Annotated in this window: 20 protein-coding genes; 10 read left to right on the top strand and 10 right to left on the bottom strand. The window is 60.5% G+C overall.

Going from position 1 to position 20667, the window contains the following annotated elements; translation table 11 throughout:
* Positions 1–44: 44 nt before the first annotated feature.
* A complete protein-coding gene (metK, locus tag ACLK1G_RS08220; protein WP_030137860.1) occupies positions 45–1235 on the bottom strand; it encodes a methionine adenosyltransferase in 1191 nt (396 codons plus the stop codon).
* Between the two features lie 19 nt (positions 1236–1254).
* Positions 1255–2250, bottom strand: a complete 996-nt coding sequence (locus ACLK1G_RS08215) for an ArsR/SmtB family transcription factor (RefSeq protein ID WP_420764985.1) — start codon at positions 2248–2250, stop codon at positions 1255–1257.
* 254 nt (positions 2251–2504) lie between these two features.
* Here ACLK1G_RS08215 and tkt point away from each other — a divergent pair, with 254 nt between their 5' ends.
* The 6 genes from tkt to fba all read left to right on the top strand — a co-directional run bounded on the left by tkt (position 2505) and on the right by fba (position 8889).
* A complete protein-coding gene (gene tkt / locus ACLK1G_RS08210; RefSeq protein ID WP_420764984.1) occupies positions 2505–4502 on the top strand; it encodes a transketolase in 1998 nt (665 codons plus the stop codon).
* A 154-nt stretch (positions 4503–4656) separates the two neighbouring features.
* On the top strand, positions 4657–5712 hold the full coding sequence (epd, locus tag ACLK1G_RS08205; RefSeq protein ID WP_420764983.1) for an erythrose-4-phosphate dehydrogenase: 1056 nt from the start codon (positions 4657–4659) through the stop codon (positions 5710–5712).
* A gap of 24 nt (positions 5713–5736) precedes the next feature.
* Positions 5737–6900: a phosphoglycerate kinase gene (locus tag ACLK1G_RS08200; protein WP_420764982.1), complete on the top strand. Its 1164-nt coding sequence runs from the start codon at positions 5737–5739 to the stop codon at positions 6898–6900.
* Positions 6901–6931: 31 nt separating this feature from the next.
* Positions 6932–7156 (top strand): hypothetical protein, encoded by a 225-nt coding sequence (locus ACLK1G_RS08195; RefSeq protein WP_420764981.1) that lies wholly within the window; start codon positions 6932–6934, stop codon positions 7154–7156.
* Positions 7157–7212: 56 nt separating this feature from the next.
* Positions 7213–7548 carry an MliC family protein gene (locus tag ACLK1G_RS08190; protein ID WP_420764980.1) on the top strand — a complete coding sequence of 112 codons (336 nt, stop codon included), beginning with the start codon at positions 7213–7215 and terminating at the stop codon, positions 7546–7548.
* A gap of 276 nt (positions 7549–7824) precedes the next feature.
* Positions 7825–8889, top strand: a complete 1065-nt coding sequence (fba, locus tag ACLK1G_RS08185) for a class II fructose-bisphosphate aldolase (protein WP_003177554.1) — start codon at positions 7825–7827, stop codon at positions 8887–8889.
* A gap of 42 nt (positions 8890–8931) precedes the next feature.
* On the opposite strand, the gene ACLK1G_RS08180 is transcribed toward fba, so the two are convergent.
* The 5 genes from ACLK1G_RS08180 to ACLK1G_RS08160 all read right to left on the bottom strand — a co-directional run bounded on the left by ACLK1G_RS08180 (position 8932) and on the right by ACLK1G_RS08160 (position 12185).
* The gene (locus tag ACLK1G_RS08180; RefSeq protein ID WP_420764979.1) at positions 8932–9309 is read right to left on the bottom strand and encodes a type II toxin-antitoxin system RelE/ParE family toxin; all 378 of its coding nucleotides are present in this window, start codon (positions 9307–9309) and stop codon (positions 8932–8934) included.
* Positions 9310–9588: a ribbon-helix-helix domain-containing protein gene (locus ACLK1G_RS08175; protein ID WP_420764978.1), complete on the bottom strand. Its 279-nt coding sequence runs from the start codon at positions 9586–9588 to the stop codon at positions 9310–9312.
* Between the two features lie 175 nt (positions 9589–9763).
* Complete coding sequence (locus ACLK1G_RS08170) at positions 9764–10048, bottom strand: fructose-bisphosphate aldolase (protein ID WP_420764977.1); 285 nt, start codon at positions 10046–10048, stop codon at positions 9764–9766.
* A gap of 462 nt (positions 10049–10510) precedes the next feature.
* The gene (locus ACLK1G_RS08165; RefSeq protein ID WP_420764976.1) at positions 10511–11179 is read right to left on the bottom strand and encodes a polysaccharide lyase family 7 protein; all 669 of its coding nucleotides are present in this window, start codon (positions 11177–11179) and stop codon (positions 10511–10513) included.
* Positions 11180–11513: 334 nt separating this feature from the next.
* Complete coding sequence (locus ACLK1G_RS08160; protein WP_420764975.1) at positions 11514–12185, bottom strand: polysaccharide lyase family 7 protein; 672 nt, start codon at positions 12183–12185, stop codon at positions 11514–11516.
* A 323-nt stretch (positions 12186–12508) separates the two neighbouring features.
* On the opposite strand from ACLK1G_RS08160, the gene ACLK1G_RS08155 reads away from it, so the two are divergent.
* The 3 genes from ACLK1G_RS08155 to ACLK1G_RS08145 are packed head-to-tail and all read left to right on the top strand — an operon-like array spanning position 12509 to position 15479.
* A complete protein-coding gene (locus tag ACLK1G_RS08155; RefSeq protein WP_420764974.1) occupies positions 12509–14632 on the top strand; it encodes a putative bifunctional diguanylate cyclase/phosphodiesterase in 2124 nt (707 codons plus the stop codon).
* Positions 14633–14674: 42 nt separating this feature from the next.
* Positions 14675–15178: a M48 metallopeptidase family protein gene (locus tag ACLK1G_RS08150; protein WP_420764973.1), complete on the top strand. Its 504-nt coding sequence runs from the start codon at positions 14675–14677 to the stop codon at positions 15176–15178.
* Between the two features lie 4 nt (positions 15179–15182).
* On the top strand, positions 15183–15479 hold the full coding sequence (locus tag ACLK1G_RS08145; RefSeq protein WP_420764972.1) for a winged helix-turn-helix domain-containing protein: 297 nt from the start codon (positions 15183–15185) through the stop codon (positions 15477–15479).
* A 99-nt stretch (positions 15480–15578) separates the two neighbouring features.
* Here the strand turns inward: ACLK1G_RS08145 and ACLK1G_RS08140 are convergent, their stop codons facing one another.
* Entirely contained in the window at positions 15579–16031 is a 453-nt protein-coding gene (locus ACLK1G_RS08140; RefSeq protein WP_420764971.1) for a GNAT family N-acetyltransferase, read from the bottom strand.
* A gap of 261 nt (positions 16032–16292) precedes the next feature.
* Here ACLK1G_RS08140 and ACLK1G_RS08135 point away from each other — a divergent pair, with 261 nt between their 5' ends.
* A complete protein-coding gene (locus ACLK1G_RS08135) occupies positions 16293–17030 on the top strand; it encodes a substrate-binding periplasmic protein (protein WP_420764970.1) in 738 nt (245 codons plus the stop codon).
* Positions 17031–17097: 67 nt separating this feature from the next.
* Here ACLK1G_RS08135 and yccS read toward each other — a convergent pair whose 3' ends face one another.
* Positions 17098–19281, bottom strand: a complete 2184-nt coding sequence (gene yccS / locus ACLK1G_RS08130) for a YccS family putative transporter (RefSeq protein WP_420764969.1) — start codon at positions 19279–19281, stop codon at positions 17098–17100.
* 176 nt (positions 19282–19457) lie between these two features.
* Entirely contained in the window at positions 19458–20636 is a 1179-nt protein-coding gene (locus ACLK1G_RS08125; RefSeq protein WP_420764968.1) for a BaiN/RdsA family NAD(P)/FAD-dependent oxidoreductase, read from the bottom strand.
* Positions 20637–20667 lie beyond the last annotated feature (31 nt).

Genomic DNA, 20667 nt, shown 5'->3' with positions numbered 1-20667 from the left:
CCCTGGCGACCGAGTCGCCAGGGGCTTTTTCATTGCAGCGCGTATTACAGGCCGGCAGCGGCGCGCAGGGCGTCGGCGCGGTCGGTTTTTTCCCAGGTGAACGTGGTGAAGGTGTCGTCGCCCACGGTCTTGGTCTGCGGCGTGCGACCGAAGTGGCCGTAGGCTGCGGTGTCCTGGTACATCGGGTGCAGCAGGTCGAGCATAGTGGTGATCGCGTATGGACGCAGGTCGAACACTTCACGCACCAGCTGGATGATCTTGTCGTCGCCGATCTTGCCGGTGCCGAAGGTATTCAGCGAGATGGACGTAGGTTGGGCTACGCCGATGGCGTAGGAAACCTGAATCTCGCAACGCTCGGCCAGGCCGGCGGCGACGATGTTCTTGGCGACATAACGACCGGCGTACGCCGCCGAACGGTCAACCTTGGATGGGTCCTTGCCGGAGAACGCGCCGCCGCCGTGACGCGCCATGCCGCCGTAGCTGTCGACGATGATCTTGCGACCGGTCAGGCCGCAATCGCCCACCGGGCCGCCAATGATGAACTGGCCGGTCGGGTTGATGTGGAACTGGGTGTCCTTGGACAGCAGTTCGGCAGGCAGCACGTGCTTGACGATCAGTTCCATCACGCCTTCGCGCAGGTCCTTGTAGGACACTTCCGGGTTGTGCTGGGTCGACAGCACGACGGCATCGATGCCGACGACCTTGCCGCCTTCGTAGCGGCAGGTCACTTGCGACTTGGCATCCGGGCGCAGCCAAGGCAGCAGGCCGGATTTGCGGGCTTCGGCCTGACGCTGGACCAACTGGTGCGAGAAGGTGATCGGAGCCGGCATCAACACGTCGGTTTCGTTGCTGGCGTAGCCGAACATCAGGCCCTGGTCGCCGGCGCCCTGGTCTTCTGGCTTGGCGCGGTCAACGCCCTGGTTGATGTCCGGGGACTGCTTGCCGATGATGTTCATCACGCCGCAGGTCGCGCCGTCGAAGCCGACGTCGGAGCTGTTGTAGCCAATGCCGAGGATCACGTCGCGAACGATCTGTTCCAGGTCGACCCAGGCCGAGGTGGTGACTTCGCCGGCGATGATCGCCACGCCCGTTTTCACCAGAGTCTCGCACGCCACGCGGGCGAACTTGTCTTCAGCAATGATGGCGTCCAGCACCGCATCAGAAATCTGGTCGGCGATTTTGTCCGGATGCCCTTCAGACACGGACTCGGAGGTGAAAAGGGAGTATTCGCTCATCTCGATGTTTTCCTACAAGTTACCGATGGTGAGTGTCGCCAGCCGGCCGCTGAAAATGGCGGACCTGTATCTGGAAACCATTACGTAAGCCTACATAGAGGCTTTCCCCGGGCACGAGGCCCGCAGCGGTGGCCCAACGGGCCAGATCGTCCTGTTCAAACCCCAGCCAGAGATCACCGCAGGCCTCCTTGGCCCAACTCTGGTTGTGGCTGCATAACTCTGTCACCAACAGGCTACCGCCCGGTTGCAGCAGGTTGGCCATGTGCTTGAGCGCGTCGGCCGGTGCGGCAAAGTGGTGGAGCACCATGTTCAATACAACGCAATCGGCCCGCAGGCTCACGCCGTTCAGGGCATCGGCCAATTGCAGGCTGACATTAGCCAGGGACTCGCGCTCACATACCTGGCGGGCCAGTTCGAGCATCGCCGGGCTGTTGTCCAACGCTGTCACCTGGCTGAAGCGACGCGCCAGTTCCGGCAGGAAAGCGCCGTCGCCGGGGCCGACTTCCATCGCCGTGGCACAGGGGCCGAAGCTCAGCTTGTCGAGCAGTGCAACGACGCTGTCACGGTATTGCGGCAGCCCGGCGATCAGGTCCTGCTGGGCGCGAAATTTCTCTGCTACTCGTGCGAAAAAATCCTGGCTGGCGGCGGCGCGTTGCCCGTGGACCTGGGCAATGCGGTCCTGTACCTCCATCGGCAGGTCCAGCTCGTCCACTTCTTCCAGCAGCGCGGCGTGCAGCTTGCCACCCAGAAGCTCGGTGTGGGGCAGGGCGCGCCGATAGAAGATCGCATTGCCTTCGCGCCGCGTCGCCACCAGGTCGGCCTGGGCCAGGACCTTGAGGTGATGGCTCATGCCGGACTGGCCAATGCCGAAGATCTGCGCCAGCTCCAATACACCGAACGAGTCGTTCGCCAGGGCGCGCAATACATTGAGCCGCAACGGATCGCCGCCGGCCTTGCAAAGGGCCGCCAGCTCATCGCTGTCATCATGGCGAATGGAAGGCACGCGTAAGTTCATGGGCGGCAGTCTAGTGACGGGCCTGGTCCATCGCAAGGCCAATATCAAAAAGTTTTGATATTGCTCGATAAATGGCACTTCCTTGCGTGTGCTTGACTCTACCCACCATCAGCGGAAAGGTTTCACCTGCCCGATGCGACTTTATCCGCCGCAAATATCGCCTTTGGACGAGTATCTGATTGCCCCGGGGCGGGTGGGTGAGGGAAAATGCTCGCCTTTTTCAGTTTCGTTATTCAAAACCCAGGAGATCAGCGATGCCCAGCCGTCGTGAGCGTGCCAATGCCATTCGTGCCCTCAGCATGGATGCCGTGCAAAAAGCCAACAGCGGCCATCCCGGCGCCCCCATGGGTATGGCGGATATCGCCGAGGTGCTTTGGCGCGATTACCTCAAGCACAGCCCGAGCAACCCATCGTTCGCTGACCGTGACCGCTTCGTGCTGTCCAACGGCCACGGCTCGATGTTGATTTACTCGTTGCTGCACCTGACCGGTTATGACCTGTCGATCGATGACCTGAAGAACTTCCGCCAACTGCACAGCCGCACCCCGGGCCACCCGGAGTACGGCTACACGCCAGGCGTGGAAACCACCACCGGTCCACTGGGCCAAGGCCTGGCCAACGCCGTGGGCTTCGCCCTGGCGGAAAAAGTCCTGGCGGCGCAGTTCAACCGTCCCGGCCACAACGTCGTCGACCATCACACCTACGTATTCCTGGGTGATGGCTGCATGATGGAAGGCATTTCCCACGAAGTCGCTTCCCTGGCTGGCACTCTCGGCCTGGACAAGCTGATCGCTTTCTACGATGACAACGGCATCTCCATCGACGGCGAAGTCGAAGGCTGGTTCACCGATGACACGCCCAAGCGTTTCGAAGCCTACAACTGGTTGGTGATCCGTAACGTCGACGGTCACGACCCGGAAGAAATCAAGATCGCCATCGAGACGGCCCGCAAGAGCGCTCAGCCAACCCTGATCTGCTGCAAGACCACCATCGGTTTCGGTTCGCCGAACAAGCAGGGCAAGGAAGACTGCCACGGCGCGCCATTGGGTGCCGAGGAAATCGCCTTGACCCGTGCCGCGCTGAAGTGGGAACACGGCCCGTTCGAAATCCCGGCCGACATCTATGCCGAATGGGACGCCAAGGAAAAAGGCCGCGCGGCCGAAGCCGAGTGGGACCAGCGTTTTGCGGCCTATTCCGCCGAATTCCCTGAACTCGCCAACGAACTGGTGCGTCGCCTCAGCGGCGAGCTGCCGGCCGATTTCGCCGAAAAAGCTTCGGCGTACATCGCCGAAATCGCGGCCAAGGGCGAAACCGTCGCCAGCCGCAAGGCCAGCCAGAACACCCTGAATGCCTTCGGCCCGCTGTTGCCGGAGTTGCTGGGCGGTTCGGCCGACCTGGCTGGTTCCAACCTGACCCTGTGGAAAGGCTGCAAAGGCGTGACGGCTGAAGACGCCAGCGGCAACTACATGTACTACGGCGTTCGTGAATTCGGCATGAGCGCGATCATGAACGGCGTTGCCCTGCATGGCGGTCTGGTGCCCTACGGCGCGACCTTCCTGATGTTCATGGAATACGCTCGCAACGCCGTGCGCATGTCGGCACTGATGAAAAAGCGGGTGCTGTATGTGTTCACCCACGACTCCATCGGCCTGGGCGAAGACGGCCCGACCCACCAGCCGATCGAGCAACTGGCGAGCCTGCGCTGCACGCCGAACCTGGACACCTGGCGCCCATGCGACGCCGTGGAGTCGGCCGTGGCCTGGAAACACGCCATCGAGCGCAACGACGGCCCGTCGGCGTTGATCTTCTCTCGCCAGAACCTGCAACACCAGGTCCGCGATGCCGGCCAGATCGGCGATATCAGCCGTGGCGGCTATGTGCTCAAGGACTGTATCGGCGAGCCTGAGCTGATCCTGATCGCCACCGGTTCGGAAGTTGGCCTGGCCGTCCAGGCGTACGACAAGCTGACCGAGCAGGGCCGCAACGTGCGCGTGGTTTCCATGCCATGCACCAGCGTGTTCGATGCCCAGGACGCCGGCTACAAGCAAGCGGTGTTGCCACTGCAAGTCAGCGCGCGGATTGCCATTGAAGCCGCTCACGCTGATTACTGGTACAAGTACGTGGGCCTGGAAGGTCGCGTGATCGGCATGACCACCTATGGCGAATCGGCGCCTGCCTCGGCGCTGTTCGAGGAATTCGGCTTCACCCTGGACAATATCCTGGGGCAGGCTGAAGAGCTGCTGGAAGACTGATCCACATAAGTTGTCTGTTCTGCCATCGTCGGATCGCCGCCCGGAGCAAGCTCGCTCCCACAAGGATCTCCACCGACCCTGTGGGAGCGAGCTCGCGATAGCGGTGGTGCAGACAATGCTGGTCTTAACGGATTCACCCGATCAGAGAACCCCCATGCCCCAACCGCGTCCCTACAAAGTTGCACTCAACGGCTACGGCCGCATTGGTCGTTGCGTCTTGCGTGCGTTGTTCGAGCGAGGTGCGAAGGCTGGGTTCGAGATCGTGGCCATCAACGATCTGGCCGACATGGCCAGCATCGAATACCTGACACGCTTTGACTCCACCCATGGCCGGTTCCCCGGCGAAGTGCGGGTCGAGGGCGACTGTCTGCATATCAATGGCGATTGCGTGAAGGTCCTGCGCAGTGCCACCCCCGAAGGCATCGATTGGGCGTCCCTGGGTGTCGACCTGGTGCTTGAATGCTCCGGCGCCTACAACACTCGCGACGATGGCCAGCGTTTCATCGCTGCGGGCGCGCCAAGGGTGCTGTTTTCTCAGCCGATGGCCAGCGAGGCGGACGTCGACGCCACCATCGTCTTTGGCGTGAACCAGGATTGCCTGACCGGCGAAGAGTTGCTGGTGTCCAACGCCTCATGCACCACCAACTGCGGCGTGCCGCTGTTGCGCCTGCTGGACCAGGCCATTGGCCTGGAATACGTGTCCATCACTACGATCCACTCGGCAATGAACGATCAGCCGGTGATCGACGCCTATCACCACGAGGACCTGCGCCGTACCCGCTCGGCCTTCCAGTCGGTGATCCCCGTGTCCACTGGTCTGGCGCGCGGCATCGAACGGCTGTTGCCGGAACTTGCCGGACGAATTCAGGCCAAAGCCGTGCGGGTGCCGACGGTCAACGTGTCCTGCCTCGACATCACGATGCAGACCGTGAGCGATACCGACGCCACCGAGGTCAACCGGATCCTGCGCGAAGCCGCCACCCGCGGCCCGCTCAAAGGCCTTCTGGCCTATACCGAGTTGCCTCATGCCAGCTGTGATTTTAACCACGACCCGCATTCGGCCATCGTCGATGCCAGCCAGACACGTGTTTCCGGGCCGAGGCTTGTGAACATCCTGGCGTGGTTCGACAACGAATGGGGTTTTGCCAATCGAATGCTGGACGTTGCCGAGCATTACCTGCAAACAGCTTCCAATAAACCTGCTCTCTAAACAGTTACCCAGGAATTGCGACCCATGACCGTGTTGAAGATGTCCGACCTCGATCTGCAAGGTAAGCGCGTACTGATCCGCGAAGACCTCAACGTCCCCGTCAAGGACGGTGTCGTCACCAGCGACGCGCGCATCCTGGCCTCGCTGCCGACTATCAAGCTGGCCCTGGAAAAAGGCGCTGCGGTGATGGTCTGCTCGCACCTGGGCCGTCCGACCGAAGGCGAGTTCTCGGCGGAAAACAGCCTCAAGCCTGTCGCCGACTACCTGAGCAAGGCCCTGGGCCGTGACGTGCCCCTGGTGGCTGATTACCTGGGTGGTGTCGACGTCAAGGCTGGCGACGTCGTGTTGTTCGAAAACGTGCGCTTCAACAAAGGCGAGAAAAAGAACGCCGATGAACTGGCCCAGCAATACGCCGCCCTCTGCGACGTGTTCGTGATGGACGCCTTCGGCACCGCGCACCGCGCCGAGGGCTCGACCCACGGCGTGGCGAAATTCGCCAAGGTCGCCGCTGCTGGCCCGTTGCTGGCTGCCGAGCTTGATGCGCTGGGCAAGGCCCTGGGTTCTCCAGCTCAACCGATGGCCGCTATCGTTGCTGGCTCCAAGGTGTCGACCAAGCTGGATGTACTCAACAGCCTGAGCCAGGTCTGCAACCAATTGATCGTCGGTGGCGGCATTGCCAACACCTTCCTCGCCGCCGCTGGACATCCCGTCGGCAAGTCGCTGTACGAGCCGGACCTGCTGGAAACCGCCCGTGAAATCGCCGCCAAGGTCAGCGTGCCCCTGCCGGTGGACGTGGTGGTCGCCAAGGAGTTCGCCGAGAGCGCCGCCGCGACGGTGAAGCTGATCGCTGATGTGGCCGAAGACGACATGATCCTCGACATTGGCCCGCAAACCGCAGCCAATTTCGCCGAACTGCTGAAATCCTCCCAGACCATCCTGTGGAACGGCCCGGTTGGCGTGTTCGAATTCGATCAGTTCGGCAACGGCACCAAGGTACTGGCCCAGGCCATTGCCGAAAGCGCTGCGTTTTCCATCGCGGGTGGCGGCGACACCCTGGCCGCCATCGATAAATATGGCGTCGCCGAGCAGATCTCCTACATTTCTACCGGCGGCGGCGCGTTCCTCGAATTCGTCGAGGGCAAAGTGCTGCCTGCCGTGGAAGTCCTGGAAAGCCGGGCCAAGGCCTGAGGCGACGTTGACCAGGCAAAGGAGTGTTCCGATGGTCAAGACGTTCATGGCGCTGATGGCCGCGACGTTGCTGGTAGCCTGTTCCAGCAGCCCGCAAGGCACGGCGCCAGATAATACGGTGCCGGCGCCCGAAAAAGGCTGTTACCAAGCTGACTGGCAGGCCGAGACCAATCCGGTGCTGAACAAGCGCTCAGGACCGGACGGCCTGGATAAATACGAGACGCAAGCGCCGGTCAAGGAACATGGTTGCCCTTGACGGGTCAGACTCATTAGCTCATGGCGGGCGGCTCGGCCGTCAGCCGAGGAACACGGATGAAAGGCTTTGTCGCCGTTGTGGCGTTGGCATTGTTGGCCGGTTGCTCGCAACTGGGTTTTCTACAATCGTCCGAGCCCGTTGCAGAAGGCTGGACGAGTTGGACATGTGATAGCGGGGCCAAGGTGCTCTGGCGTTATACCGATGCAGCGCGCAAGGAAGTGGATGTTCGCCTGGGCGGCGCAGACAAGGTCTACCGTCTCAAGCTTGAGCCGGGCGCTGAAGGATCGCTGTACAGCGATGACATGCTGGCGCTGCACGTCAAGGGTGAGGAAGGCCTGGCGTATTGGGTCGCCACCAATGACTTGATTGGGCGTGGCTGCAAGGCTGAGTGACAAGATTCATCTGATTCACACAGATCTGAATAGGGAAGCAGATCCAATGTGGGAGCGAGCTTGCTCGCGATAGCGGTTTATCAGGCAACAGTCATGTTGAATGTGCCGCCCTGATCGCGAGCAAGCTCGCTCCCACAGGGATCGCGTCAATATTTGGGTTTAGCGATACCGAACACGCGGCTCGGGTCAACCCCCGATCCGCAATGACTTGAATAGCCGCCGCCGCTCCGGCAGGCTGGCACGATTAACGACCCTCGACCGGGAGAGATACACACAATGGCACTTATCAGCATGCGTCAGATGCTGGACCACGCAGCCGAGTTCGGCTACGGCGTCCCAGCCTTTAACGTCAACAACCTTGAGCAGATGCGCGCCATCATGGAAGCCGCTGACAAGACTGACTCCCCGGTAATCGTCCAGGCCTCGGCCGGTGCCCGCAAATACGCCGGCGCGCCGTTCCTGCGCCACCTGATCCTGGCAGCGATCGAAGAATTCCCGCACATCCCGGTGTGCATGCACCAGGACCACGGCACCAGCCCTGACGTCTGCCAGCGCTCCATCCAACTGGGCTTCAGCTCGGTGATGATGGACGGCTCCCTCGGCGAAGACGGCAAGACCCCGACCGACTACGAATACAACGTGCGGGTCACCCAGCAGACCGTCGCCATGGCTCACGCCTGCGGCGTTTCGGTGGAAGGCGAACTGGGTTGCCTGGGCTCGCTGGAAACCGGCATGGCCGGCGAAGAAGACGGCATCGGCGCCGAAGGCGTGCTGGATCACAGCCAGATGCTGACCGACCCGGAAGAAGCCGCGGACTTCGTCAAGAAAACCCAGGTCGATGCCCTGGCCATCGCCATCGGCACCAGCCACGGCGCCTACAAGTTCACCAAGCCGCCTACCGGCGATGTACTGGCGATCGACCGCATCAAGGAAATCCACAAGCGCATCCCCAACACCCACCTGGTGATGCACGGCTCGTCCTCGGTACCGCAAGAGTGGCTGGCGATCATCAACCAGTACGGCGGCGACATCAAGGAAACCTACGGCGTGCCGGTTGAAGAAATCGTCGAAGGCATCAAGTACGGCGTGCGCAAGGTCAACATCGATACCGATTTGCGCCTGGCTTCTACCGGTGCCATGCGTCGGTTGATGGCGACCAATCCGAGCGAGTTCGACCCGCGTAAATTCTTTGGCGCGACCGTGACCGCTATGCGGGATGTGTGTATCGCGCGTTATGAGGCGTTTGGTACTGCGGGTAATGCTTCGAAGATTAAGCCGATCTCGTTGGAAGCCATGTATCAGCGGTATTTGAAGGGTGAGTTGAACGCTAAGGTCAACTGAGGCTTCAACGTTGTGAGAAAAACCCGCAGTGATGCGGGTTTTTTAATGGGGCGGATTTGTGTGTATAGCCGGCGCTTGGGTTGGCCGCTTCGAGAGTGAGCTGGTTTTAATCGTCCAGTCCACTCTGCAAAGCGCCCTCAAAGTCTTGTCCGCCATAAACACGCCCAGAATGGAAACCAGTTCGGCTTCAACAGCAAAGGCGATCACGGTCCGTTTACGGTAGTTTGTGATACGCAAACCCGGGCGTATCTCGTGCCTTTGGTTCCCTCGGTGCGGGAACGTCTGTAGTTCTTCACAGTAGGTCACGATGGCGTCGGTATACCGACGGGCCATTTCCGGCGAAGCCGCTGTGGCAATGTAGCGGTAGAGGGCAGCTAATTGCTCAAGGGCTTCCGGTGCAAACTCGACGGTGTAAGCCATTCACGGTTTCACAGTGGAATTTTCGTGCTCTGCCGCCAATCGGGAGCGCACCTGGTCCACGTTCAATGCTCGCGAGGGATCGGTTTTCAACGCGTCATAAGCTGGGGCCACTTGGCCTACGAGCCAGTTTTCCAACGCACGATCACGAGCTAGCAGTGCTCGGAGGCCATCCCGAATGACTTCGCTTTCAGTGGCGTACTCACCGGCAGCCACCTTGGCTTTCACTACGTCAGCCATCTGGTTAGGCAGCGTGATGCTGAACTGTTGAGTGCTACGCATGATGAGCCTCCTGGGTAAGATGGGATTTAATCCTACTCTGCTCAAAAGAATATGCACATGACCTCCTATCGTCCGATGACTTTGCCTGCGGATTAGGTGAGCTTGCTCGCGCTCGCGGTGTGTCAGTGGATATCACTGCTTTGGATTCGCGAACAGGCTCGCACACAGGGGACCTCTATTGGTCTTCGAGGCCGCGCTGTTCAATGACACCGAACACGTCCGTCACGTCTTGGACGAGGATCCGGGCGACGTTCGTTAGGGTGTTGAAGTCGCCAGCAGCCGAGTCGCGCAAGGTGGCGCAGGCCATGAGCGTCAGGTAGTCGAGCGTGGCATGCAAGCGTTCGCTGGCGCAGGCGTGGAGCTCGGTCAGTGGGACGGTTTTATCGATGAACAGGACGGGCTGGGTGGTGGCGATCGGGGTGAGCGGAGTGAAGCGGCTGAGTAATTGATGCGTCGTCATAAGGTTCGGCCTCTATAAATGAAAATTCATTGCCACCTTTTTGCTGCGAAACAAACGGGTGGCAGTTGCGCGCGGGTTCGCAGACCGAGATAGAGACCAGACCCGGCAGACCCGAAGGCCTCCCGCGCGCAACCGCCATAAAATGAACGCAGGCGAGTTTGCCTGAATTTTCATTTGACGGTGCAAAGTCTCTGTCTGTTGTGGGCTGCGAAACCCTTGTCCACCAACCAAAGCCAGCAGACCCACCGAACTATAGAGCAGATTCCCAAGGCCAAAATCGGCCCTGTAGGACGCACCAGCCCCCTGTGGCGAGGGAGCTTGCTCCCGCTCGGGGGCGCAGCCCCCGCAAAACCGGTGCATGAGATGGGGCTGGCGGAAAGAAGGGGCCGCTTCGCAGCCCAGCGGGAGCAAGCTCCCTCGCCACATGGTGTAAATTCCTACGAGATTTTAGGACGTGAAAACTCAGGTGTTGTGATCGATATCCAGCACGCTGAACGTCACCTTCCCGCCTTCGCTGGTGTAGCCCGAGTTGTCCTGCACATATACCCCGGCCTTGAAGTACAACGGCTTGTCGCGCCAGGCGCGGCCGACGGTGGTGTACCAACTGTTGCCGGCCGCGGTGATGCCCAGGTCACCGGTACGATCGAGGTGAATCCGGTAGGAGAAGGATCGATTGAGCTTCACCCCCGTGGCGACGGTGATAACCCTGCCTTCGCTGTCATCGGGGCGCATGCGGACCTTGGCGACGATGTTCCCGGTGTCGCTGTCGTCCTTGTATTGGTATTCCAGCTTGACCATGGGTTTGCTGCTGTCCTTGGCATGGATCTGACCGATGACGATCTTGCCGCTGCTAGGTACCTGATTGACGGCGAGCGTTGCCCTCAGGAAGTTGTCGGCGTCTGGGTAGACCCAATTGCGCAACCTTCCGTCTTTATAGGTTTCGCGCAGTTCACTGCGCGGGTAGATCGCATTTTCAGTCTTGGAGCCCGTCACCGGCGACCAGAAATACACCGTGCTGCCTTGGGAATTGAAATACTTATCCTTGAACCCGTCCACCAGGCGCGGCGTTTCGATGGTTTTCGGCGGGCTGCCTTCGGGAATGCTCAGGTTCCAGGTTGCAAGATCGACCATGTTCGGATCCTTTCTGAGAAAAAGAAATGATTTACGCCACAGCCGGAGGCTCTAAGACGCGCTTTTGCTGAGGCCAGACGCAGGCGCGGACGAAAAATTGGCACGTTCGTCCGGCGAAGGGTTGGCGTCAGCAGACCGTCAGAGTGGCGTTTTGCGGTTTTGTGCCCGAGAGAATGGACCGCTGGTCGAGAAATCGGGTTTTGGAGGGAACGATCACACGATGGCCTTTTGACGCTTGTTGCGTGAAGACATCATGGGCCTGTTGAAACCGGGGGATGAAGGCGGGAACCCATCGCAGCGTCCCTGCTGCAATGGCGGCGGAGCGGGTCGGCGATCAAAGCGTGGTGTGCTTGATTTCCAACTTGCTGAACGTCACTTTCCCGCCTTCAGTGACATAACCGGTGTTGTCTTGCACGTACGCGCCTGCCTTGAAGTAGAGCGGTTTGACTTTCCAGCTTGGGTCAATGGTGGTGCGCCAGTTGTAACCCGCCGCGGAAATGCCCAATGCGCCCTTGGGGCTCAGGTGGATCATGTAGGAAAAGTTGCGGTTGAGCGTCACACCGGTAGCGACGGTGATGACCTGGCCCTCCTTGTCATCCGGGCGCATGCGCACTTTGGCGACGATGTTGCCGGTGGAACTTTTAGTCTTGTATTGGTATTCCAGCTTCACCATCGGGCTGTTGCTGTCCTTTGTATGAATCTGGCCGATCACGATCTTGCCGGTGCTGGGCACCTGGTTGACCGCCACGGTCGCGCGCAAGGTGTTATCTGCCGCAGGGTAGAGCCAGTTGCGCAATCGTCCGTCGGGAAAGGTTTCCCGCAGCTCGCTACGCGGGTAACTCGCGTTGGCCGTTTTGGTGCCGGTCACTGGCGCCCAAAAGAATACGGTGCCGGTTTCGGCGTTGAAATATTGGTCCTTGAACCCTTGGGCCAGGCGAGGGGTGTCGATGGTCATCGCCGGGCTGCCTTCGGGGATGCTCAAGTTCCAGGTTGCGAGATCAATCATGTCCAGGTTCCTACGTATTTGATGTAAAAGGTGCACGCCGTGTCGGGAGGCTTTAAACCGCCCTTTGAAGCGTCTCGAAACGCTGGATGGGGCTTTTTGTTGTTGACCGGTCGGCGAATGTTTGACGTCAATTGTTCGTCGAGTAGGTCATTGCAGTTTCTGTGCCTGGAGAGGGTGACCGTTAGTCGGCTATTTCGGGCTTTGTCTGGATGATGGCGCGATGACACCTACTGCTTTTCAAAATCCCGGTCTAGAGTGAGATCACTGTATGTTGTCCGCCTTGTTCCATAAGACGGACATGGCGCCCCGATAAGAGAAGCAGCATGGAATGCGCGCAACCCCCGTTTGGCGAAGACAGCTCCGTCCTTTTGATCGTTGATGACTACCCTGAAAACCTGCTCAGCATGCGAGCGTTGTTGCAGCGTCCGGATTGGCGGGTGATGACCGCCGCCTCTGGTGTCGAGGCGCTCAACATGCTTCTGGAACACGACATCGACCTGGTGCTGCTGGATGTGCAGATGCCGGACATGGACGGCTTCGAAGTGGCGCGCCTGATGCGTGGCAGCCAGCGCACGCGGCTTACGCCCATCATCTTCCTGACGGCCAATGAGCAATCCCAGGACGCGGTCATCAAGGGATACGCCAGTGGCGCGGTGGATTACCTGTTCAAGCCATTCGATCCACAGATCCTCAAGCCCAAGGTGCATGCCTTGCTGGAGCACCAGCGCAACCGGCGCGCGTTGCAGCGTCTGAGCCAGGATCTCGAGGCTGCCCGGGCCTTCAATGCCTCGGTGCTGGACAACGCCGCCGAGGGAATCCTCGTGGTGGATGAGAACGGATGCATCCGGTTCGCCAACCCTTCCACCTGCCGCTTGCTCAACGCCACCGCCGACCGGTTGCAAGGCATGGCGTTCCTCGATTTCCTGCAGAAACCCCACATTCCCGAATGGCTTGATTCCGACATCCATACCGCCTATATGCGCGGCGAAACCTGGCGCTTGCACGATGCCGTGTTGCGTACCGCGCCTGGCCAGCAGGTGTCGGTGGCCTTGTCCTGCGCGCCATTGCCTGCGGAGCAGAGGGCGATGGTTGTCACGCTTCAGGACATGTCGGTGGTTCGTCATCTGCATCAGCAACTCGAATTCCAGGCTGTCACCGACCCCTTGACCGGCCTGCTCAACCGCAGGGGGTTCTATCAGACGGCGGAAAACCTGCTGATGCGCAGCGAGCGGCTGGAAAGCAACTGGGTGTTGCTGTACCTGGATCTGGATGGATTCAAGCGGGTCAACGATTCCCTGGGCCACGATGCCGGTGACCGGGTGCTGCGCTGGGTCTCGGAGCAATTGAAGACGTGCCTGCGTCCGTTCGACATCCTGGCGCGCCTGGGGGGCGACGAATTCACCGCGCTGCTGGATCTGGAACTGCCTGAGCAGGCGGCGAAGATTGCCGAAAAGCTCATCGAGCGGGTCTCGGTCTGCCAGCAGATCGACGGCATGGACGTGACGCTGGGGGCGAGCATTGGTATCGCGACCTATCCGGACTGCGGCTCCAACCTCGACGGTTTGCTGCGCGCCTCCGACATCGCCATGTACGAAGCCAAGCGTGCCGGCCGCCAGCAATACCGTTTCTACGACCATGAAATGAACGGTCGAGCCCGTTCACGGCTGATGCTTGAAGAGAGCGTGCGTTCGGCTATCGAGAACCGTGATTTCAACATGGTCTATCAGCCGCAGGTCAGCATTCGCGATGGGCGCACTCGCGGCTTCGAAGCGCTGTTGCGCTGGCAGCATCCAAGCGTCGGCGACGTGCCGCCAGGCTTGTTCCTGCCGTTGCTTGAGGAGGTACGGTTGATCAGCCGGCTGGGCAGCTGGATTTATCATCGCAGCGCGGCCCAGCGCAAAGTCTGGGAACGCATGTTCGCGGATGACCTGGTGCTGGGTGTGAGCCTTAGCAGTACGCAGTTCGGCATGCCGAACCTGGTCACCGAATTACGCCAGGTGCTGGAGCGCCATGCCTTGAAGCCCCGGCAACTGGAGGTTGAAGTGACGGAAGATGCGTTGATGCGCAACCCCGACGAAACCCATAAGCAGTTGCGGCTGCTGCGTCACCTGGGCGTGCGGGTGGCATTGGACGATTTCGGTTCGGGCCCTTGCTCGCTGGCGCATCTGCGCGATCTTGAGCTCGATACCCTCAAGCTTGATCGGCATTTGATTGCCCGCTTGCCGGACTCGCCACGGGACGCCGCGTTGGCCGCCTCGGTGATCGATCTGTGCGGTCAACTGGGGTTGCGGGTGATCGCCGAGGGGGTTGAAACCGCGGCGCAATACCAGTGGCTCAGGGATCACGGTTGTGAATATGTACAAGGTTTCCTGGTGGCGCGGCCCTTGATGGCCGAGGATACCGATGCCTTTGCCCGACCCTTCGACTGGAGCGCGGTGCAGGCCTGAATTCGCTACACTGGCAACCTTTTTGTGATTTGTTGCCGGCCGATGACCACGCTCAAGTACCTCCAGGCGTACCCCGCCGCCCTGCAAGCCCAGGTGCAGCAATTGATTGCCCAGGATCGGCTGGGCGACTACCTGCACCAGCGCTATCCCGGCCGCCATCCGATCCAGAGCGACAAGGCGTTGTATGGTTATGCGCTGCAAATCAAGCAGCAATACCTGCGCAACGCACCGGCGATCGACAAGGTGCTGTTCGACAACCGTCTCGACCTGACCCACCGCGCGCTCGGCCTGCACACGGCTGTCTCGCGGGTGCAGGGCGGCAAGCTCAAGGCCAAGAAGGAAATCCGCATTGCCTCGTTGTTCAAGGACGCGGCGCCTGAGTTTCTGAAGATGATCGTGGTTCACGAGCTCGCCCACTTCAAGGAGTCGGACCACAACAAGGCGTTCTATAACCTTTGCGAACACATGCTGCCGGGCTATCACCAGCTGGAATTCGACTTGCGCGTGTACCTGACCTGGCGCGACCTGCAACAAGACAAGGAATGAGTGGATGGACGTCAGCAAGACCAAGAGCAGCTTCTATCGTCGCCTGTATGTGGCTTACCTGATCGACAGCGACCTGGCCAGCAACATTCCCGCGCTCACCGAGGCCACCGGCATGCCACGGCGTACCGCGCAGGATACTGTCGCGGCATTGGCGGACCTGGACATCATCTGTGAGTTCGAACAGCAGCAAGGCGCGCGCAACCATGCCGGGCAGTATCGAATTCGTGACTGGGGGGCGATTGATCGGCGGTGGATCGAGCAGAACCTCGAGCGGATCAAGGCGGTGCTTGGGTATCCCTGAAGTTTTACTGGCCCCATCGTCGGACCGCCGCCGGGAGCTAGCTCGCTCCCATATTTGAATGCAACCTTTGTGGGAGCGAGCCTGCTCGCGAAGCGGACCTCAGGGACGATGCATACCGATATGTGGAATCCCATCTTCCAGGTACTCCACGCCCACCGCCTCAAACCCATATCGCCCGTAATAACCTTGCAGATGCGCCTGGGCCGACAATGAAATCGACGTACCTGGCCAGTGTTTTTCCGCCTGCTTGAGGGCGTGTTCCATCAGCGCGTGTCCCAACCCCTGGCCTCGTGCTTCGGGCGCGATGACCACCCGACCAATCACCACATCGCTGTTTTGCGAATGTGGATCGAGCAAGCGCAGGTAGGCGACCAGATGGTTGTCGCGCCAAGCCATCAGGTGGCACGTGTCGCCCTCAAGGTCCAGTCCGTCGACATCCGGATAGGCACAGTTCTGCTCTACGACGAACACCTCGGCGCGCAGTTTGAGGATGGCGTACAGCTGTTCCTTGTTCAGGTCGTTGTGATGTTTGCAGACCCAGTCGATATCCATTTTTTGAATTTCCTTGAGAACCTGATGCCGATATTAGGCGCCCTTGCGTCGGAAGTCTCTTCTGCGATCAGACGAAAAAACTGTGATAAAAGGCCAAAATGCCATCATGGATGTGTCGCGGTCCCGTCTTCTTTGTGTAATCTTTATTCGAGCACTGCGCAGCGGTTTCGATGAGCTAACGTTAGGACCGGATGTCTCAGGACTTCCCTTGAGTTTCGGCTAAAAACAAACCGGGCTTTGAACCCGTCAAGGATGTTTGGCATGCCGCGATTGCATCGAGCTCTTGCTTTGGTCGGATTGCTGTTGCTGAGCCACCACGTCTACGCGCAGAAATTGCGCCTGGTCGCGGATGCCTGGCCGCCCTTCACCGATTCGACGTTGATCAATGGCGGCTTGGCCACCGATATCGTCACCACTGCACTGGCACGGGCCGGTTATGCCAGCGAGTTCGAGCAGGTGCCCTGGGCCCGGGCGATGCTGGGTATCAGTGAAGGGCGCTACGACGTGTTGATCAACGCCTGGTATGCCGAAGAGCGCACCCATGTGGGCCAGTTCTCGGCCGAATACCTGCTCAATCGCGTGCGCTTCATCAAGCGCAAGGACGCGGCCATCGAATTCGACAATCTGCAACAGCTTTACGCTTTTCCTGTCGCCGTGGTGCGCGGCTACGCCTATGCCAAGGCGTTCGACGAGGACGGGCAGATGCAGAAGGTCCCTGTGCATAACTTCGCGATGGCCGTGCGCATGGTGGCCGCCGACCGGGTGAAGCTGACCCTGGAAGACGAATACGTCGCCCGTTACTACCTGGCTCGAGAATCCCCCAAGGTGCGCAATGCCGTGGAATTCCTGCCCAAGCCCCTGAGCGAGAACAGCCTGCACATCCTGGTCAGCCTGAAGACCCCCGAGCATGAGCGGATCGTGGCCGGTTTCGATCGCGAGATTGCGGCGATGAAGGCCGATGGGAGTTATCAGCGGCTATTGAAGGCGCACGGGATGTGAGACCGCAGCGTGGCTGATCTCCTTCGCGAGCAGGCTCGCGAAGGGGCTGGTTTGGCCACCGCAACACTCAAGCCTCACTGGTGTCCTTGATCAAATGCGCCGCCAAGGTGCGCAACGGCCCCAACTGGCGGCAGATCAATGCCAGTTGCGTCTGCACCAGGCGCTGGCCTTCGTCGATTTCATCGGGCATCTGCTCAAGCTCGCTGGCGAGGGTTTCTTCCTCGTCGCTCTGGATTGCAATCGGCTGCTTGCTCGCCAGGCCTTGGGCGATTTCGTCGATGCTGGTGGCCAGTTTCACCCCCGCGCCGTCGATCAGGTACTCGCGCACGTCCGTGGGCAACTCCGTGCCCCGGTGGGCGCCCAGGCCCGACAGGTAGCTGAGCAGGGTATGGGAGAGCACCAGGAAGCGGAACCCGACATCGGCTTCCTTACGGAAGTGCCCGGGCTCCATCAGCATGTTCGCCAGCGTCGTGGACAGCGCGGCGTCGGCGTTATGGGCGTTGCGTCGGGCCAGGCGATAGGCCAGGTCGTCGCGCTTGCCGGCCGCGTATTGCTGCATGATCTGGCGCAGATAGATGCTGTTGCAGGTCAGCGTATTGGCGAGGACTTTGTTCAGCCGCCGCCCTTGCCAGTCGGGCAGGAACAGGAAAACCGCCAGCCCGGCGATCAGGCTGCCCAGCAGGGTATCGAACAACCGTGGCAGAAGCAGTCCATAGCCGTCCCCGACCTGGTTGAAGCAGAACAGCACCATGATCGTGATGGCGGCGGTAGCCAGGGTGTAGCGCGTGGTGCGGTTGGTGAAGAACACCACTCCGGCGACGATGGCGAAGCACGATTGCACCAGCGGGTTGGGAAACAGGTCGAACAGCGCCCAGGCCACCGTTAGGCCGATGGCGGTGCCGATGATCCGCTGGCCGAGCTTGCGCCGGGTGGCACCGTAATTGGGTTGGCAGACGAACAACGTGGTGAGGATGATCCAGTAGCCCTGGGAAGGGTGGATCAGATGCACCATGGCGTAGCCGACGCTCAGGGCCAGGGGCAAGCGCAGGGCGTGACGAAACAACAGCGAAGTGGGCGTGAGCTGTGTGCGCAGGCGCAGCCAGACGTCCTTGAGGTTGCGCGGCGAGCGGTCGAGGAGGCTACTGTCGGAGGCATCGGCCAGGGCGTCGGGGTTGCTCGCATCACTGAGCAGGCGGTCCATCGTGCCCAGGTTCACCGACAGCGCCCGCAGCGAGCGCAGCAAGCCACGCCAGGCCGGGTTGCTCTGGATGCGCAGGTGTTCAAGGGACGCATGCAGGTCATTCAAGGCTTCGGCGAAGCTGTCGTCGTAGACGAACGGTTGGCGTAGCTGGATCGACTCGGCCAATGCCTGGCAGGCCTTGCCTTGCTGGCGCAGCAGACGCTGGCAACGGAACAGCACATCGCTGTGGAAGAAGGCCTCGGCCAGGGCGTTATAGGGGTAGTGGGACGAGCTCGCGCGTTCGTGGATGTCCTGGGCGAGGAAATAGAGTTTCAGGTAGCGGCTGACTTTCGAGCCCGGCCGGCCATTGCCGACGCGGTGCAGGATGATTTCCTTCGCGCTGTTGAGCGCAGCGACCACCCGGCCGTTCTGCTGGGCCAGTTCCAGGCGTCGTGCCTCGACGTCCAATTGTCGGACCGGTTCGAGCAACGACGACTTGAGCTTGAGGTAACGCCCCAGTTCACGGAAAAGTCGCGCCAGGCTCTGCTGCACCGGCTGGTTCGAAAACAGCGCGTGCCACAACACCGAGAGCAGGCCGTACCATGCGGCGCCCGCCACCAGAAGCAAGGGTTCATGCCAGAAATCCGTGACCGCGCCACCGCGTTGGTCCACGCCGATCATGGTATAGACCGACAGGATCAGAGTCGCCGAAGCAATGGCGCCATACCGCTCGCCCAGTGCGCCGAGCATGGTCAGGCCGAATGCCGCCAGGGCCAGGGCAACGATGAACAGGATGGGGTAGGGGAACAGCAATTCCACCGACAGCGCGGCGACGCTGAAGCACACCAGCGTCACCGCGAGTGCGTTGAGGCGGCCTTGCCAGCTGTCGTCGGTTTCGGCCAGGGCGCTGGCGATGATGCCCAAAAACAGGGGAATCAGCAGCGCCATCTCGTCCAGGTACCAGCACAGCCCCATGCTGCCGGTCAGGGCGATGAACACCCGCACGCTATAACTGAACTTGTCCAACGCCCAAAGGCGACGCAGTGACTGGCTAAACGAGGTCGATGACATGAAGTGCAAGGGCCTGACGGGCAATGACGCTAAATTGAGGCAGTAATGACGCCGATGCAATGGCGGCGATCACATCTGGCAGCAAAAAGTGTTCCTGCATGCCAAGGACACACCTTTACCCTGTGGCGAGGGAGCTTGCTCCCTCGCCACAAAAGCAGGCTCCACCTCGGTGAGAATCAGACGTACTGCGCCGCCGCATACCCTGACGCCCATGCCCACTGGAAGTTGAACCCGCCCAGGTGCCCGGTGACGTCCAGCACTTCGCCAATGAAATACAGGCCAGGGCTTTTCAACGATTCCATGGTCTTGGACGAGACTTCCCGCGTATCGACGCCACCCAGGGTGACTTCGGCGGTGCGGTAGCCTTCGGTGCCGGCGGGCACCACGTTCCAGCTCGCCAGTTTTTCGGCGATGTCGGCGAGCTCCGCGTGGGTGTATTGCTTCATGGGTTTGGAGACGAACCAGGTGTCCGCCAACAGGTTGGCCATTTTCTTGGTGAACAGCTCGCCCAGCAAGGTCTTCAGCTCGCTGTTGGGGCGTTCGGCTTGTTGCTGTTGCAGCCATTGCGGCACGTCATGGTCGGGCAGCAAGTTGATCTGCACCGTGTCCCCTGGCTCCCAGAATGATGAAATCTGCAGGATCGCCGGACCGCTCAGGCCGCGGTGGGTGAACAGGATGTTTTCGCGAAAACTCTGGTCGTTGCAGCTCACCAGGCAATCCACCGAGGTGCCTGACAGTTCGGTGCACAGCGCCTTGAGCTGATCGGTAATGGTGAACGGCACCAACCCGGCGCGGGTCGGCAGCAGTTGATGGCCGAACTGCTTCGCGACTTGATAACCGAAACCGGTCGCGCCCAGGGTCGGGATCGATAGCCCGCCGGTGGCGATCACCAGGGACTGGCAGGCGATCGGTCCGAGGGTGGTCTGCAACTGGTAGCCGCCGTCGGTCTTTTCGATCTGCTCGATGGAAGTGTCCAGGTGCAGATTGACGCCCGCCTGGTCGCATTCATCCAGCAGCAGGCCAAGGATGTCGCTGGACTTGTTGTCGCAGAACAACTGACCGAGTTTTTTTTCGTGATAGGGCACGCCGTGCTTGGCCACCAGGGCGATGAAATCCCACTGGGTGTAGCGGGCCAGGGCCGACTTGCAGAAGTGCGGGTTCTGGGAAAGGAAATTGCCCGGCTCGGTATACATGTTGGTGAAATTGCAGCGTCCACCGCCCGACATGAGGATTTTCTTGCCAGCCTTGTTGGCGTGGTCCAGCAACATCACCTGGCGCCCGCGCGCGGCAGCGGTGAGCGCACACATCAACCCCGCGGCGCCAGCGCCAATGATCACGACTTCGGTAGAGCGCAAAACGGTGTCCTCTAAATGTGTCGCCACAAAA

This window comes from Pseudomonas algeriensis (genome assembly GCF_048847255.1).
GTDB lineage: Bacteria > Pseudomonadota > Gammaproteobacteria > Pseudomonadales > Pseudomonadaceae > Aquipseudomonas.
This window is presented reverse-complemented; position numbering and strand designations above follow the sequence as displayed.